This is a genomic window from Lysinibacillus halotolerans (genome assembly GCF_003711845.1).
Lineage (GTDB): Bacteria > Bacillota > Bacilli > Bacillales_A > Planococcaceae > Ureibacillus > Ureibacillus halotolerans.
This window is the reverse complement of the sequence record NZ_RHLQ01000023.1, coordinates 37,439-53,524: the sequence shown is the minus strand read 5'-3', so window position 1 is coordinate 53,524 and position 16,086 is coordinate 37,439. Positions and strand designations below refer to the sequence as shown.

The following is a 16,086-nucleotide window of genomic DNA, read 5'->3' as shown; positions in this document are numbered from 1 at the left end:
AATTTGGTTTGACGGCCATTTTCATTATATCGAGAGGAGTTTTTAATTCCATCTCCATTACCACTCTAAAAGTATATTTTCACACGTGCAGAGCACGTGGTTTTAAAAGAATTAATAAAAAGAGAGCCTGAATGATTAGGCTCTCTTTTTTTGATTATTCCCACTCAATCGTTGCTGGTGGCTTAGATGTAATATCATACAGCACGCGGTTTACGTGTTTTACTTCATTAACGATGCGGACTGAGATTTTTTCTAGTACGTCCCATGGGATACGTGCCCAGTCAGATGTCATTCCGTCGATGGAAGTTACCGCACGGATACCTACTGCGTAATCATAAGTACGTGCATCGCCCATAACTCCTACCGAACGAATGTCTGGTAGAACAGCGAAGTATTGCCAAATATCTCGGTCAAGACCTGCTTTTTTAATTTCCTCACGAAGAATATAGTCCGCTTCACGAACAATTTCCAACTTCTCTTCCGTTACTTCTCCAAGTACACGGATTCCGAGACCTGGACCAGGGAATGGTTGACGCCATACGATTTCCTCAGGTAAACCTAGCTCTAAACCTAAAGCACGTACTTCGTCTTTAAATAATGTATTTAATGGTTCGATTAATTCGAATTTCATATCTTCAGGGAGACCACCAACATTATGGTGAGATTTAATTGTTTGAGCAGTCGTTGTACCTGACTCAATAATATCTGTATAAAGGGTACCTTGAGCTAAGAAATCCATATCCTTTAACTTCGAAGACTCTTCATCAAATACGTAAATGAATTCATTACCGATAATCTTACGTTTTTGCTCCGGATCAGAGACACCTTTTAATTTGTTCATGAATCGTTCACGGGCATCGATTTTGATAACTTTCATATCGAAATCTTCCGTGAAAGTTTTCATTACTTGCTCTACTTCACCTTTACGGTTTAAATTATGGTCAACAAACATACATGTTAATTGATCACCGATTGCTTTATGAATTAAAACAGCTACTACAGAAGAGTCCACTCCACCTGATAATGCACAAAGAACTTGCTTGTCCCCTACTTTTTCACGAATTTTTTTCATTTCTAATTCGATAAAGTTGGCCATAGACCAGTCGCCTTTCGCATGACAAATATCGAAAACGAATTGGCGTAAAATATCGTTACCATATACAGAATGACGTACTTCTGGATGGAATTGCACTGCATAGAATCCGCGCTCAACATTTTGCATCGCTGAAATTGGACATGATGCACTTGTTGCAATAACTTCAAAACCTGCAGGTACTTCTGTAACTAAATCACCATGGCTCATCCAAACAACTTGTTCTTTTGGAAGGTCACCAAATAATTTATTATCAGCCGTTATTTTAATTTCCGCTTTCCCATATTCACGGTGGTCAGCACCTTCTACTTTTCCACCTAAAGCGTAAGACATTAATTGCATTCCGTAGCAAATACCTAAAATCGGTAATCCTAAATCGAAAATAGCTTCATCAACTTTAAAAGCTTTTTCATCATAAACGGAATTTGGTCCGCCAGAGAAAATAATACCTGTTGCGTTCATTTCTTTAATTTCTTCGGCAGTAATTGTATGGGGATGTAATTCTGAGAAAACACCGAACTCACGAATTCGGCGAGTGATTAATTGGTTAAATTGGCTTCCAAAATCAAGTACAACAATTTTTTCCTGTTCTTTTAACAACGGAGTAGTCACGCTTCTTTACACCTCTTCTAAATATTTGTAGGCTCCTCGTTTCCTTTGTAAAAAAAACGCGTTCAAAAAGAATCCTTTCTGACGCGTTCATTGTTTGATACAAAAGGCGGGTATATATAGACATAGTTATACCCGCCCTCATAGATAAGTTATTTAAGGTAACTTAGTAGAAACATCCGAACCATATTATCGGACCTATATGAAGGCAGCCTATCATTATTTTTTCTAAATTCTACCCTTTGTATCATTGAAAATCAACTAGTAGTGCGATTGATTAAATATTCCCAACTTTCTCTCATTTTATCGAAGTCAATGTTCGTAGAATTTTTCGCATAAATAAATTGTTCGTAAGCTTTCGTTATGTTCGTCATATGATATGTCTCATAATACATATCCACATCTTTTGCATACGCTTCTAACGTTTGACCTTCTTTTCTTTTGAATCCTTTCATTTCTAAAAGTTTTAACAAATTTAAATAAAATGATTCAAAGGTCGACTCATCAATCTTTTTCTGCCGTTGCAATTTCACATATACTTTCGGCCACCATTTACCTCGCCATTTATACAAAAGTACTGCCCCAACAATAAGAAGTACAATTAAGGCGATTACAAATAATTTTATTTGTTCAAACATCTCTTTAACGTTTGTAAACCACGTATTTCCTTGAGATGCGGATTGTTGTTGTTCTTCCCTTTCTTCTTCAATTACCTCAGTTGGCTCAGTTTCTTCTTCCGCTACTAATTCGTCTTGTTGTTCGACATCCGTTTCGATATCAAAGTCGATGGAACGTGTACTGTTAAATCCGATAGTCGGTTCAAAATTTACCCACCCTACATTTGGAATGTAAGCTTCTACCCATGAATGGGCATGATTATTCGTAATTTCGTAAGTACTCATTGAACCATTATTATCCACTACATCTCCCCCAGCAAATCCTTTTACCCACCTTGCCGGAATTCCAACCGATCGTAGTAGCACAACCATCGCCGTTGAAAAATTATCACAATACCCCACTTTTGTCTCAAACAAAAATTGATCAACGTAATCTTGCTCTTCCGATGGGACTGCTACATCTTCCGTGTCATATCGAAAGCCACTTTGTCTAAAATACAACTCAATGGCCCTCGCTTGATCATAAGGGGTTTCCCTTCCTTCGACTATTTCTGCAGCCAACTCTCTCACTCTATCAGGAAGAGTTTCAGGTAATTGCAAATATCGTTCTGTAATGGAAGCATCGATTTGTTCTGTAGGATTTTGTAGTTCGCTATATAAATATACCGGTTTACTATATTGAACGGTAAATTCATTTAATTGGACTACACCCCGATTTACTAACACTTGCATTTTTTCTGTATTTCTTTCCATCATTAATTCAACTGTCTGATTATCAAAATTAGGCACATCAATATCGACCGATTTCATCCCATACGGCTGGATAATGAAATTATATGGATATAACACTTGAACGGTTGCCATATTTGTATTTTCTTCAGGCCCTACAGGAAGAGAATGTCGGATTGTCTCATCAGGTGCAAAATTCAATAATTCTCCATCAAAATAATTAGACTGTTCCCATCCTTTAGATGTGTAAATATCCTTTGTTTCGACTCGCCAATATTGCTTCGTCTCTGACTCCACCAAAAACACGACTGTATCATCGGCAACAAAGGATCCACCTAACCGACTATCATTTTCACCATACCCAACCTTCGAGATACCATTACCCTCACCCTCGATTCCTTCACCTTGTCCGGTAGCAGATTGAATAAAAGGAATCGGATCTGGCCATTGAGGAGGTGACTTCGGCAATAGAACTGCGATGATACTAATAACACCTATCAACACGACTACAGGTGCCATTAGTTTTGTATATTTGATTAAATTTATTTTACTATTGGATTGGATTACTAGTCGTTTCAAGAATAATAGGGACGTAATTAACAATCCAAGTAACATCACTTTTACAATTGCAAAGGAACCATCATATTGGGTGAACGTATCCAACGTCGCAATGAAAAATACCGTCAATATTAGAAAATAAAAAATCGACATCCGCACCGTAATCCAATGATGGATTAAATAAACTAACATCCAAATTAAAATGAAAAATAAAAATGTTCGAAACGGATTCGTAATACCTAGCCAATCTCCTTGTAAAAGGGCGGCAAAATTAACTTGTAGATCATCGATGATAAAATACATACCTTCTGTAGAAAAAAAGAATACACCACCGTAAATAAAGGTAATGAACCAAGTTATATAAGCAATTTTCACAACCCACGATATAATAAAATGAATTCGAAATAAACTAAGCAGAAGAGAAATAGCTACAAATAATAGGATTAACCCGATAAAACCCGTTTTCGTTAACTCCATAATCGGGATAAGCCATTCTCTTAAAATAAAAAATATAACAATATAATAAAGAGCTAATTCTACTAATTTAAAAGAGTTCTTTTTCACGGCTTCATCACCTCCGTGAATACATTTTCAAATCGATCTTTTGAAATATATATAATTTTGGCATTCGTCAATTTCATACGTGATTCCGTAAACCGACCACTTTCATCCGTTACAACAAAGCAAATTATATTGCAGGCAAATTTTGAACTATTCATAACAAAGCTTTTTAACTGCTCTGTAAACTCTCCGGTAATTAGCATTAAAGTAGCCGAATTTAGTAACCCTATCTCATTGGCTAGAACCGCTTCGATGGATTGTTTTGGGTTCGACTCAACTTCCGCTAGATGCTGCATGACATCTTCCAGCTGATTTTGCGATTTTAAGTTCGGGAAATACCGACGTCTTTTACCTGTTGATAAAAAGGAAATTTCACCATGATGAAGGACAACACTTTGTAAAATCGAGGCAGCTAAATCGACCGCGTATTCAAAGTTCCTAACAGATGATTGGTCAATCGTAAGAAATAGGTCTTGCGTTTGACGATCCTCAAATTCCTTCGTTCGTAACGTTTCATTTTTAGCAAAGGATTTCCAATGTATCCAAGAATACTTATCCCCCGATTGATAATCACGAATCCCCGTCACAAGGGAAGTATCCTTTACCATTGAGAAAGGCGAAACGACACCACCATGTTCAAATTGCATTTGTAGTGGTTTATATTTCACTTCGACTACCCGAGGCAAAACGATAATCGTTGTGCTTTCTTCAATTACCTTACGTCGAATAGACCATCCAAAAAAATCAGCAATCGTAAGATGGAGACCTTTAAAATGAATTTTCCCCCGCTCCAACTCATTCAGTTCATATGTCCACTCAAACTTTCGTTTCCAACCGACAAAATAGATGCGACTAAAATTCTCATGCAACGTCACCTTTTGGCTATCGATTCCTAATTCTTTCACCGTCAAAAAGATTAAAGGAAACCACGTTTTATTTCGAAAGCTGACTGTGACCACGGCAGAATCTCCTCGACGTAATTTGGAAGGTTTTATTTCACGACGTACCTCTTCAATACGGATAGGAATAAAGGTTAAAAGAATCGAATAAAGAATAAATGGTGTAATCGAATAAAAGACAAACCAGCTGACAAATCCACCTTGAAACATCGCGTAACTAAAGGACGCAACAGCCAGTAATAGGATAATAATAAAACGACCACCGCCATTTAAAAACCTTTTCAGTCTTTTCATCGTTCCGCATACCTCTGAATAGGAATAACAGATTTTTCAACGATTCGATGAATAATTCCCTCAGTCGTCACACCTTCATATCTCGCTTCAGGTTTTAAAATAATACGATGACCAAATACATAAGGTGCTAAATATTGAACATCATCCGGTTTCACATAGTCCCGACCTTGTATTTTCGCATAGGCTTGCGACGCTTTCATTAGGGCAACAGAAGCTCGAGGACTAACTCCTAAATAAATTTCACTAACATTTCTTGTCGCTCTTGCTAATTGCACAATATAGCTTTTTACCGAATCTTCCACAAAAACATTCCTTACTTCTTCTTGTAATGCAAGAAGTTCTTCTAATGTAATAACCGGATTAAGATGGGCAATCGGTTCTGAGTTGACTGTACGTCGGAGCACTTCCACTTCTTCTTGAGCTGTAGGGTAACCCATTTGAATTTTCATTAGAAATCTGTCTAGTTGGGCTTCCGGCAAAGGATATGTCCCTTCATATTCAATAGGATTTTGAGTAGCCATAACAAAAAATGGTCTTTTTATTTGCAACGTCTCTCCGTCAATTGTAACGGAAGCTTCTTCCATACTTTCAAGGAGCGCAGATTGTGTTTTAGGGGATGTTCGGTTAATTTCATCTGCCAAAATAATATTTCCCATAATAGGTCCTGGACGGAATTCAAATTGAAGAGATTTCGGATTGTATATGGAAACTCCAATTACATCAGAAGGTAATAAATCAGGAGTAAATTGAATACGTTTAAAATCCGCACTTACAGATTTGGCTAGCGCTTTAACCATCATCGTTTTCCCTACACCCGGTACATCTTCTAGTAATACGTGCCCTCCTGAGAGTAGTGCAACGATACTTAATTCAGCTACTTCACGTTTACCAATCATTACTTTTTCTATATTTTCAATGATCGCTTCTACTTGCCCATGCATACGCTAAGCCTCCTATTTCAATAGTCAGAATTTACACATAATATATTTAAGCATAAACGATAAGTTATAAGGAATACAACTTAACAGTATTGAATATACCTATTTTTTTACAAAAATATACAAAAGATTCATTTCCCCCTATCTTTTACTTAAAATAAAAAAAGGTTTCCCAAAATGATATTTGAGAAACCCGCTATTTTAAATCGAAGTTCGGTATGTTTGAATACGAGATACTTTATTATAAGAGGAATTAATCGTGGCTGAACGTTTTAACAGACTATTCTGTACAGAGGCAATAGAATCCGTATCAAAATACATCCCTTTTACTAATAGTTTTGTTGAAGTTTTCTTCAACACCCTCTTTTGAACATCTTTTGCTTGATCCTTCTGTTTTTTCCTTCTTTGAGGTTCACGCTGATGGTCATAAGGATGGTAGCCACCATCTTCCATTAAACGATAAAACTGTTCACCAGATTGCAAATACTGTCTTGAATTTCGAAAAATAGCACTCGGAGTCGGTTGAACCCTAGAAGTTCTCATTATCCCACACCTCACATACTCTTTCGAACTTGAAAGAGTTTTTAATTTACATCGAAAAACAAATAGCAAAAACGCAAGAATGCTTAATTTAAACATTCTCGCGTATCTTTTCTCCAATTAATAAACTATAAGTTACTTCCAGAAATCATCAAAAATCGTAATCGGTAAATGACGTTTATGTTGAGATCGGATGTAGTGACCTTCAATAATCTTTTTAGATTCCTCTGGTACTCCTTTTCCTTCTAAGTAATCATCAATCACTTCATAGGTTACACCTAAAGCCGTCTCATCCGGTAAAGCCGGTCTATCTTCTTCTAAGTCCGCTGTAGGCGTTTTTAAATATAAATGTTCCGGGCAACCTAAATAGGCTAAAATTTGTTTTCCTTGACGTTTGTTCAAACGGAAAATCGGCGTTAAGTCGACCCCACCGTCACCGTATTTCGTATAAAAACCTGTTACCGCTTCAGCGGCGTGATCAGTACCTACTACAACTGCGTTATTCATAGCTGCAATAGAATATTGTACTTTCATTCGTTCACGGGCCTTTTCATTTCCTTTAGCAAAATCACTCAAAACAACTCCAGCTTCTTCTAATGAGCTGACACTGGCATCGACAGCTTTTTTAATATTTATCGTGAATACTTTAGTCGGTTGAATAAACTCAATAGCATCTTGACAATCATCTTCATCCGCTTGAACACCATACGGAAGACGTACAGCGAATGTGGAATATTTTTGCTCTCCCGCTTCTTCATTCAACTCATCTACCGCTATTTGAATAAGCTTTCCTGTCAACGTCGAATCTTGCCCACCACTTACTGCAATGACAAAGCCCTTCAAAAAAGAATGTTTTTTTGCATATTCCTTTAGAAAGTCAACTGATTTTCGCACCTCGTCATGGGGATTAATCTCTGGTAACACTTTTAATTCTTCAATAATCCGTTTTTGCAACTCTCCCACAAATACCACTCCTTTTAGCGAATTTCACTATCATGAATCATGTTACGAACTTCTTGAATGTTTCTCATCTTGTTGTCCCAACACTTTTGACTTAAATCAACTGGATATTCTTCCGGATTTAACGATCGTTTATATTCATCCCATATTAACTCTAAATTTTCGAAGGCATATTGCTGCATTTCTTTTACTGAAGGACTTTCGTAAACAAATTCCCCTTCATCAATTACTTTGACATGGAGATCCTTCGCTTCAAAATTTGTTACAAACTTCGAAATAAATGTATGCACCGGATGGAACATTTTAATTCGTTCTTCTTCATGGGGATTTTCATCCGCCATCGTAATATAATCGCCTTCCGCTTTCCCATTTACACGATTAATAATACGGTATACCTTTTTTAAACCAGGGGTAGATACTTTTTCCGCATTAGCCGTAATTTTAATCGTATCTTCCATAACCCCTTCTTCATTTTCAATGGAGACTAATTTATAAACAGCACCTAAGGCAGGTTGGTCATAGGCAGTTATTAATTTCGTACCAATACCCCATGAATCCACTTTAGCCCCTTGAGCTTTTAAATTCAAAATCGTATATTCGTCTAAATCGTTTGAGACAATAATTTTTGCATCAGTAAAACCAGCTTCATCCAACATTCGTCTAGCCTCTTTTGATAAGAAGGCTATGTCTCCGCTATCGAGTCGAATACCGATAAAATTAATTTTATCTCCCAATTCTTTAGCAACTCGAATCGCATTCGGAACTCCTGATTTTAAAGTGTTATACGTATCTACTAAAAACACGCAATCTTTATGTCGTTTCGCATAAGAATGAAATGCATCATACTCACTTTTATACGCTTGTACCATGGCATGGGCATGGGTGCCTGAAATAGGGATATTAAATAGTTTCCCTGCACGGACATTGGAAGTAGAATCAAACCCACCTATAATAGCAGCCCTTGCCCCCCAAATCGCCGCATCCATTTCTTGCGCTCTACGTGAACCAAATTCCGCCGCGGATTCATCTTTTATGATTTGTTTAATGCGACTCGCCTTTGTCGCAATTAACGTTTGATAATTGACAATATTTAATAGTGCAGTTTCGATTAATTGGGCTTCCACAAGGGGCGCCTCAATTCGGATAATCGGCTCATTGGCAAAAACTAATTCGCCTTCTTTCATCGAATAAACAGAACCAGTAAAACGAATATTTTTTAAGTACTCGATAAAATCCTCTTTATATCCTAATTCCTCAGATAAATATGCGATGTCAGATTCCGAAAAACGGAAATTTCTTAAATACTCTAAGATTCGTTCCAATCCTGCAAATACAGCATAACCATTTCCGAAAGGTAGTTTTCTAAAATACAATTCAAAAACCGACTTACGATTATGAATGCCATCTGCCCAATAGCTTTCCGCCATATTTATTTGGTAAAGATCCGTGTGTAAAGTTAAGCTGTCATCAGCATAATTCGATTTCATATGATGCCCCTTCTTCCAGTTTCATAATTAGTCATAGTATACACTATTTAACAAAAAACGAGTTATTGATTCATCCGATTTTTTACCAAAAATTTATTACTTAATGTTATTTTTTCTGACACATAAAACTTATACCATTAAATAAAATCATCAGTGTTAAAGAAAATCAATAAGCTATGTTAACGTCACCAATACTATTTTAATAGATATACAGCCACAATACGTGTTTCTATGTTATATTTTCTTACACGGAATACTAAAAATATATTGATTTTTTCATTCTAACCAATTATCATGTTATATATAGTAACACAATGAATTGAAAATTCCTTTTATAAGATCAGAAAAAATATCAAATTCATTTTCTTTTCTCCATTTTCGTAGATTGCTAGCCTTGTTCCCCTTAACAAGCTAGTTATCAATATATTTGAGCTAACTCGTGCCCCCAAATCTTACGAGTTAGCTTTTTTTGTATTCGGATGACTATTTGTTAACTTAACATTTACCGGTATAATAAGTTTAGATTTGACTGTTAGGAGAAAAAAATGAATTCATTAAACGAAATTGCCATCTCATTTCAAAATGTTTTTTACGAGATTGATGATTTATCCATTTTAAACAACATTACTGGCGAATTTTATAAAGGAAAAATTACCACCCTAGTTGGACCATCTGGTGCTGGAAAATCTACACTTCTAAAAATGTGCAACGGACTTATCTCTCCTACAACTGGAGATATTTTTATTGGAGATCAACCTATTCATTCCTATGAACCGACACACCTTCGAAAAAGTGTAGGTATTGCCCTACAAAGCGCCCCTATTATAAGAGGTACTGTTTTTCACAATCTTTCATTACCTTTTACATTGCAAAATAAAAAATTGCCTGAAAAAGATGCTATTTCATTTTTAGAAGATGTCAGATTAGACCATACTTTTTTACATCGACAAGCCGAAGATTTATCCGGTGGTCAAAAACAAAAAATTTCCATTGCCCGGTCATTATTAAATCGTCCGAAAATCCTTTTATTAGATGAGATTACATCCGCTCTCGATCCAACGTCTGTTAACGAAATTGAACAATTAATTCTGAAAATTAATCAAAAATATGGTGTTACTATGATTTGGATTACCCATAATATTGAACAGGCAAAACGAATAGGACACTATACTTGGATTATGATGGAAGGTCAATTGTTAGAAACGGGAGAAAGTACGATTTTAAGTACGTCAACAAATGAACGGATTCAACAATTCGTAAACGGGGTACAAGATTTATGACCTATACGACGTTATCATTAACATTAATATTCGTACTCATTCCGCTACTCCTATCCAAAACTTTAAAGTTAGATCTTGAAAAGGATACAATTATCGCAACAGTTCGTTCGATTGTTCAATTACTTGCAGTTGGTTACGTTTTAAAATTTGTTTTTGATTCAGAACATATTATTTATATTTTATTAATGATTACACTGATGATTGGAACTGCGACGTTAAATGCTAGAAAAAAAGGAAAAGCTATTAAGGGCATTACATGGAAGATCGCCTTAACTCTTATCGTTATCGAGGCTGTAACTCAAGGGATATTGTTAGGATTTCACATCGTTCCCGCTACGGCCCAATATATTATTCCAATAAGTGGGATGTTAATTGGGAACTCGATGGTTTTATCCATACTATTTTTAAATCGATTTACTGCGGAAATTGAAGCTAGTCGTGATGAGGTGGAACTTATTTTATCTCTAGGAGGTACACCTAAACAAGCCATTCACAATCAATTGACCAACGCCATTAGAGCAAGTATGATTCCGACAATCGAAAGTCAAAAAACCATCGAACTTGTGCAATTACCTGGTATGATGAGCGGACAAATTATTGGGGGAGCGGATCCTGTACAAGCAGTTCAATTTCAACTTTTAATTATTTTCGCTTTATTAACGACAGCCGCGATATCCAGTATTTTAATCGGCTTTTTAAGTTACCCTACTCTATTTAATGAGCGAATGCAGATTATTAAAAACTCAATATCAAAATAATAATTCAAAATTTTTTCATTATTCCCAATTCAATAATATTAATTTTATGTATGTTATAATTATTCAAAAATTAGAAATGAGGTTACAATTATGCCAATTTTACGTGACTTTTTCATTAATTTATCTGAAAATCAATTTTTAAATAACGCTGCTCAAAAATACGGATTAAAATTAGGAGCACAAAGTGTTGTAGCAGGTACAAACATTCCTGAAGTAATCAAAAGCATGAAGGAATTAAATGCACAAGGAATCTCTTGTACTGTCGACAACCTTGGTGAATTCGTATATGAAAGATCTGAAGCAACTAAAGCAAAAGAGCAAATTTTAGCAGTTATCGAAGCAATTCATGAAAATGGCGTAGATGCTCATATTTCCTTAAAACCATCTCAACTTGGTTTAGATATCGATTACGATTTTTGTTACGATAACTTAATGGAGATCGTTGGAAAAGCTGCTGAGTATAATATGCACGTAAACTTTGATATGGAAAACTATGCACGACTTCAACCTTCATTTGATTTGTTAGATAAAATATCTGAAACTTACGATAATGTTGGTACTGTAATCCAAGCCTATTTCTTTAATGCACAAGAAAACATTGAAAAATATAAAAACTACCGCTTACGAATTGTAAAAGGTGCTTATAAAGAACCAGCAGATGTCGCTTACCAAGAAAAACACGATATCGATTTAAACTTTATCGAGTTAATTGAATATCATTTACTAAATGGTAAATTCACATCGATTGCAACACATGACCATAATGTCATTAACCATGTAAAACAATTTGTAAAAGATCACAACATTTCGAAGGATAAATTTGAATTCCAAATGCTTTACGGCTTCCGAAAAGAAATGCAATTAGAGCTTGTAAAAGAAGGATATAATTTCTGTACTTATGTACCTTTCGGAAGCGACTGGTATGGATATTTCATGCGCCGTTTAGCTGAACGTCCGCAAAACTTAAATCTTGTAACAAAACAAGTATTTACGAAAAAAACAAATACAGTGTTAGGCGTCGCTGCAGCTGCATTTGTATTAGGCCGTTTAACGAAAAAATCAAAATAACTTCAAAAAAGACAAACCTAATGACGGGTTTGTCTTTCTTTTTTCTTCCACCTCCTAATATATACCTCATAATCTAATAAAATACAAAATATTCAAATAATAAAGAAACGAAATTACATTTGAATCGTATAATTAAATAATCATTTACAGGGAGGTATTAAAATGTTAAAGAAGTTTAGTTTTCTTACCCTTTCTTTACTAATCTTCATTTTTATAATTGGATGTTCAGAAGAACAGGAGACAAACAAAGGAGAGTTTACGGCAGATAAAAGTGATTTTGAAGATAATTTATTTACTAATCGGCAAAACCAAACGATCGGATCATTAATAGAAAACGAAATCATTATTTTAGGAAGTTACAGTAAACAGGCGAGAGAAAAAACAAGTTTAGATGATATTATTTCAAAAACTTCTAAAAGTACTGGAGAGGACGTTGAATTAACCTTTAAAAATGCTGAAATAAAGACAAAAGGGGACAAATATAATATTACAGCCGATAACGGGCTATCGTTAGTCTTTAAAAAAGTTGGAGATAGAATTATTGAAGATGAAGAAGGTCAGGAGTATTATACAGCCCAATATCCAAAGAATTAAGTTAACTAAAGAGGCAACTACCTTTAGAATATAACGGAGCTAAGCGGACCCTCCAATTTTCTTTATATTTAGCTTCAGGCGCCGTTTTCTCCCTTCAACTTTCTTCCCCCACTTACGATATATGGTTAAATGTCACTGGAAGAAAACTAGCGCCCTTCGCTCTTTTATTTATTCCATCCCTTTTCTTTAAATCTGGAAATGGCTTCAATTCGGTTACCTACCCCGAGCTTATCTAATATTGTGGAGATATAATTTCGAACTGTACCAGCTGAAAGGTACAACTCAGCTGCTATTTCCTTCGTTGTCTTTCCCTTTGCCACAAGTTCTAATACTTGGCTTTCTCTTTCTGTTAAAGGATTTTCACTTTCATCTTCGTAAACAAAATCTACTAGTTCAGGTGCATAAATACGCCGTCCATCCATAATCACTCGAATCGAATGAACTAATTCTTCGATAGGGCTATCCTTTAATAAGTACCCTCGCACACCCGCTTTTCTTGCCCGTTCGAAATACCCCGGTCTAGCAAATGTCGTTAAAATAATAATTTTGCATGTTGTATTTTCCCGTAATTCTTCCGCTGCATCTAAACCTGTTTTGACTGGCATTTCAATATCCATAATACAAATATCCGGTTTTAACTCATGCACTAATTCAATCGCTTCTTCTCCATTTTTAGCCAAGCCGACTACTTCCATATCATCTTCTAAATTCAGTAACGAATTCATCGCTCCAAGTAACATCCCTTGATCTTCAGCTATCACAATGCGAATCAAGTTAATCACTTCCTTTCTGATGGGTAATAGTTAATGGCACACTAATTAAAACTTCCGTACCCTTACGATTTTCAAAAGTAACCGTACCATTAATAAATTCAAGTCGTTCTTGCATACCTCTTAACCCATTTCCAATTAAGTTTAACTTCTCGTTAAACCCTTTCCCATTATCAAAAATCGTTAATAACACTTCATTATGATTTTGTTCTATCGTTATTGTACATTTTTTTGCATTACTATGTTTCACTACATTCGTAACTGCTTCTTTTAAACACATACTTAAAACACTCTCTACTAAAACAGGAAGTTGTAACTCTTTACTATCTCCATTAATTTCATAGTCAATTTCAGCTGCTTTTAAAATTTCTTTTACTCTAATTAACTCTTCATGAAGCTTCGTTGCCCGCATATCTGACACAAGTTCCCGAACTTCCTTTAACGCTATACTTGCTGTATGACGAATATCTTTAATTTCTTGAATTGCTTGTTCTGGATTTTTTGTCACAAGTCGACTAGCTAAATCACTTTTCAAACCAATCATCGAAAGTTTTTGCCCTAATGTATCATGAAGGTCACGGGCGATACGTTGACGCTCTTCGTGAATAATCAATTCCGCAATACGCTCGTTAGCTGTTTCGAGCTGCCCTTGTAACTTTTCTCGCTTATTCCGACTATATAAAGTGAAGGGCAATAGAACGACGCCTACAACTGTAATAATGATGAAAGGTGTTTGAGATAAAAATAAATCTAAATCGATAAAGTATCCTAACACAATTGATAAAATCGTAAAGCCAATATGTAAGCCATACATAATGTAAAAACCAACCGGATTACGAATGTTTCCGATGAAAAAAGCAGTAAATAATGATAAGTACACATAGCCAAACATCAATGTCATCGCAATATTTAATACCATTTCAAAACTGACCCACATATATACTAAGCCGTTTTTCGCATTAAAGGAAAATCGATGGGATAAGAAATAAAGTAAAATTAATACAACACCAATGTTAATTTGAACAAAGGAAAAGGACTTAATAATGAAATAAAAGGGCAAAATACAAAAAATAATCCATACATAAATACTGATCCATGGATTTTTCGGTAAAATTGTATACCAGCTGTGCATGACATTCCTCACACTTCTTATAGTTTCGAATCTTTACTATCGGTTTTATTATCATTATAACAAAATCACGGTGTTGCTCTAAAAGACCAACACCGTAAATTTTTACACCCTAATTTATTTTACACATAAATGATAACCCCAATGCATCTCCCACTGTTTTCCCCTATGCTTGAACCGATTTATTTTTTACCCTTGCCGTCTCATCTACTTCTTTAAATGAAACAAACCTTTTATTTTTCGGGTCATATAATTTATAACGAATGGATTCAAAACTTCTTTTTAGCGTGATTGTTGTCGCCTTTTGAAGTGGCGGAATGGATTCATGGGCTGCCTCCAAATGATAATTTGGTACCCTTGGCGCTAAATGATGGACATGATGAAATCCGATGTTCCCAGTAACCCATTGTAAAACTTTCGGTAATTTATAATAGGAACTACCATCCACTGCAGCCTTAACATAATCCCACTCTGAATTGTATTCAAAATACGAATCTTCGTAAGTATGTTGAATGTAAAATAACCAAATACCGAGGGATCCAGCAATAAATAAAGTAAGGCCATGCACTAATAAAAACGTTTGCCAACCAAACACGAGTATAAGCGTTGCACAAAGAATTAATAATATGGCATTCGCAAAGTGTGTGTTCATACGTTCTTTTTTCTTCGCGTCTTTTCGATTAACACGATTTAACACTAACACCATATATAAAGGACCTAACCCGAACATAACGAGAGGATTACGATATAATCGGTATGCAAAACGACCAAGCTTAGACTTCTCTAAATACTCATCCACTGTTAACATATCGATATCACCAATTCCGCGCTTATCTAAATTAGAGCTCGTCGCATGGTGAATCGTATGTTCCCTTTTCCATTTTTCATAAGGAAAAGATGTTAGTATCCCCGTTATATTTCCAACTAAATCATTCGCTTTTTTACTTTTAAAAAATGAACCATGTGTACAATCGTGGAAAATGATAAACGTTCGAACAACAAAACCAGCGGCAACAATACTACAAGCTACAGTGAACCAAGGCGAAAATTGTAATAAGTAATAACCTGCACCCCAAATAACCAGTAGGGGAACAATTGTGTTGATTATCTGAAAAATACTCGTTTTTGTTTCAGACTTCGCAAAAGGCGCTACTTCTTTACGTAATTGCTTTGTTTTTTCAGCATCCGTCTTAGCCAATGAA

General features: G+C 35.5%; 14 protein-coding genes and 1 riboswitch. Of the genes, 4 read left to right on the top strand and 10 right to left on the bottom strand.

All coding sequences use genetic code 11. The annotated features are described in order from the left end of the window. Positions 1-154: 154 nt before the first annotated feature. From guaA to EC501_RS10495, 7 genes are all read right to left on the bottom strand, one after another. Positions 155-1,705 (bottom strand): glutamine-hydrolyzing GMP synthase, encoded by a 1,551-nt coding sequence (gene guaA, locus EC501_RS10525; RefSeq protein WP_277749717.1) that lies wholly within the window; start codon positions 1,703-1,705, stop codon positions 155-157. A 121-nt stretch (positions 1,706-1,826) separates the two neighbouring features. Then, positions 1,827-1,928, bottom strand: a riboswitch (purine riboswitch). Between the two features lie 31 nt (positions 1,929-1,959). Further along, positions 1,960-4,170 (bottom strand): transglutaminase family protein, encoded by a 2,211-nt coding sequence (locus EC501_RS10520; RefSeq protein WP_122972251.1) that lies wholly within the window; start codon positions 4,168-4,170, stop codon positions 1,960-1,962. Next, positions 4,167-5,360, bottom strand: a complete 1,194-nt coding sequence (locus EC501_RS10515) for a DUF58 domain-containing protein (protein ID WP_122972250.1) — start codon at positions 5,358-5,360, stop codon at positions 4,167-4,169. Before EC501_RS10515 ends, EC501_RS10520 begins: the two co-directional genes overlap by 4 nt. Continuing rightward, complete coding sequence (locus EC501_RS10510) at positions 5,357-6,301, bottom strand: AAA family ATPase (protein WP_122972249.1); 945 nt, start codon at positions 6,299-6,301, stop codon at positions 5,357-5,359. The genes EC501_RS10515 and EC501_RS10510 overlap by 4 nt, the downstream gene beginning before the upstream one ends. A 198-nt stretch (positions 6,302-6,499) precedes the next feature. Then, the gene (locus tag EC501_RS10505; protein ID WP_122972248.1) at positions 6,500-6,841 is read right to left on the bottom strand and encodes a hypothetical protein; all 342 of its coding nucleotides are present in this window, start codon (positions 6,839-6,841) and stop codon (positions 6,500-6,502) included. Between the two features lie 132 nt (positions 6,842-6,973). Next, the gene (nadE, locus tag EC501_RS10500) at positions 6,974-7,801 is read right to left on the bottom strand and encodes an ammonia-dependent NAD(+) synthetase (RefSeq protein WP_122972247.1); all 828 of its coding nucleotides are present in this window, start codon (positions 7,799-7,801) and stop codon (positions 6,974-6,976) included. A gap of 14 nt (positions 7,802-7,815) precedes the next feature. Then, positions 7,816-9,285, bottom strand: coding sequence for a nicotinate phosphoribosyltransferase (locus EC501_RS10495; protein ID WP_122972246.1), 1,470 nt, complete (start codon positions 9,283-9,285; stop codon positions 7,816-7,818). 545 nt (positions 9,286-9,830) lie between these two features. Here EC501_RS10495 and EC501_RS10490 point away from each other — a divergent pair. The 4 genes from EC501_RS10490 (at position 9,831) to EC501_RS10475 (ending at position 12,985) form a co-directional block, all read left to right on the top strand. Next, positions 9,831-10,565 carry an ABC transporter ATP-binding protein gene (locus EC501_RS10490; RefSeq protein WP_122972245.1) on the top strand — a complete coding sequence of 245 codons (735 nt, stop codon included), beginning with the start codon at positions 9,831-9,833 and terminating at the stop codon, positions 10,563-10,565. Then, on the top strand, positions 10,562-11,323 hold the full coding sequence (locus EC501_RS10485; RefSeq protein ID WP_122972244.1) for an ABC transporter permease: 762 nt from the start codon (positions 10,562-10,564) through the stop codon (positions 11,321-11,323). The genes EC501_RS10490 and EC501_RS10485 overlap by 4 nt, the downstream gene beginning before the upstream one ends. Positions 11,324-11,413: 90 nt before the next feature. Next, positions 11,414-12,391 (top strand): proline dehydrogenase family protein, encoded by a 978-nt coding sequence (locus EC501_RS10480; protein WP_122972243.1) that lies wholly within the window; start codon positions 11,414-11,416, stop codon positions 12,389-12,391. 162 nt (positions 12,392-12,553) lie between these two features. Next, positions 12,554-12,985 carry a hypothetical protein gene (locus tag EC501_RS10475; RefSeq protein ID WP_122972242.1) on the top strand — a complete coding sequence of 144 codons (432 nt, stop codon included), beginning with the start codon at positions 12,554-12,556 and terminating at the stop codon, positions 12,983-12,985. A 164-nt stretch (positions 12,986-13,149) separates the two neighbouring features. Here EC501_RS10475 and EC501_RS10470 read toward each other — a convergent pair whose 3' ends face one another. From EC501_RS10470 to desA, 3 genes are all read right to left on the bottom strand, one after another. Continuing rightward, positions 13,150-13,758: a response regulator transcription factor gene (locus tag EC501_RS10470; protein WP_122972241.1), complete on the bottom strand. Its 609-nt coding sequence runs from the start codon at positions 13,756-13,758 to the stop codon at positions 13,150-13,152. A gap of 1 nt (position 13,759) precedes the next feature. Beyond that, positions 13,760-14,887: a sensor histidine kinase gene (locus EC501_RS10465; protein WP_174232681.1), complete on the bottom strand. Its 1,128-nt coding sequence runs from the start codon at positions 14,885-14,887 to the stop codon at positions 13,760-13,762. A gap of 163 nt (positions 14,888-15,050) precedes the next feature. Continuing rightward, positions 15,051-16,082, bottom strand: coding sequence for a Delta(5) desaturase DesA (gene desA / locus EC501_RS10460; protein ID WP_122972240.1), 1,032 nt, complete (start codon positions 16,080-16,082; stop codon positions 15,051-15,053). Positions 16,083-16,086: the final 4 nt, after the last annotated feature.

Bases quoted from the DNA above. Each gene is read 5' to 3' on its own strand.
- EC501_RS10485 (WP_122972244.1), top strand. From the start codon at position 10,562: ATGACCTATACGACGTTATCATTAACATTAATATTCGTACTCATTCCG.
- EC501_RS10515 (WP_122972250.1), bottom strand. From the start codon at position 5,360: ATGAAAAGACTGAAAAGGTTTTTAAATGGCGGTGGTCGTTTTATTATT.
- EC501_RS10510 (WP_122972249.1), bottom strand. From the start codon at position 6,301: ATGCATGGGCAAGTAGAAGCGATCATTGAAAATATAGAAAAAGTAATG.
- EC501_RS10465 (WP_174232681.1), bottom strand. From the start codon at position 14,887: ATGCACAGCTGGTATACAATTTTACCGAAAAATCCATGGATCAGTATT.
- EC501_RS10475 (WP_122972242.1), top strand. From the start codon at position 12,554: ATGTTAAAGAAGTTTAGTTTTCTTACCCTTTCTTTACTAATCTTCATT.
- EC501_RS10505 (WP_122972248.1), bottom strand. From the start codon at position 6,841: ATGAGAACTTCTAGGGTTCAACCGACTCCGAGTGCTATTTTTCGAAAT.
- EC501_RS10490 (WP_122972245.1), top strand. From the start codon at position 9,831: ATGAATTCATTAAACGAAATTGCCATCTCATTTCAAAATGTTTTTTAC.
- EC501_RS10495 (WP_122972246.1), bottom strand. From the start codon at position 9,285: ATGAAATCGAATTATGCTGATGACAGCTTAACTTTACACACGGATCTT.
- EC501_RS10480 (WP_122972243.1), top strand. From the start codon at position 11,414: ATGCCAATTTTACGTGACTTTTTCATTAATTTATCTGAAAATCAATTT.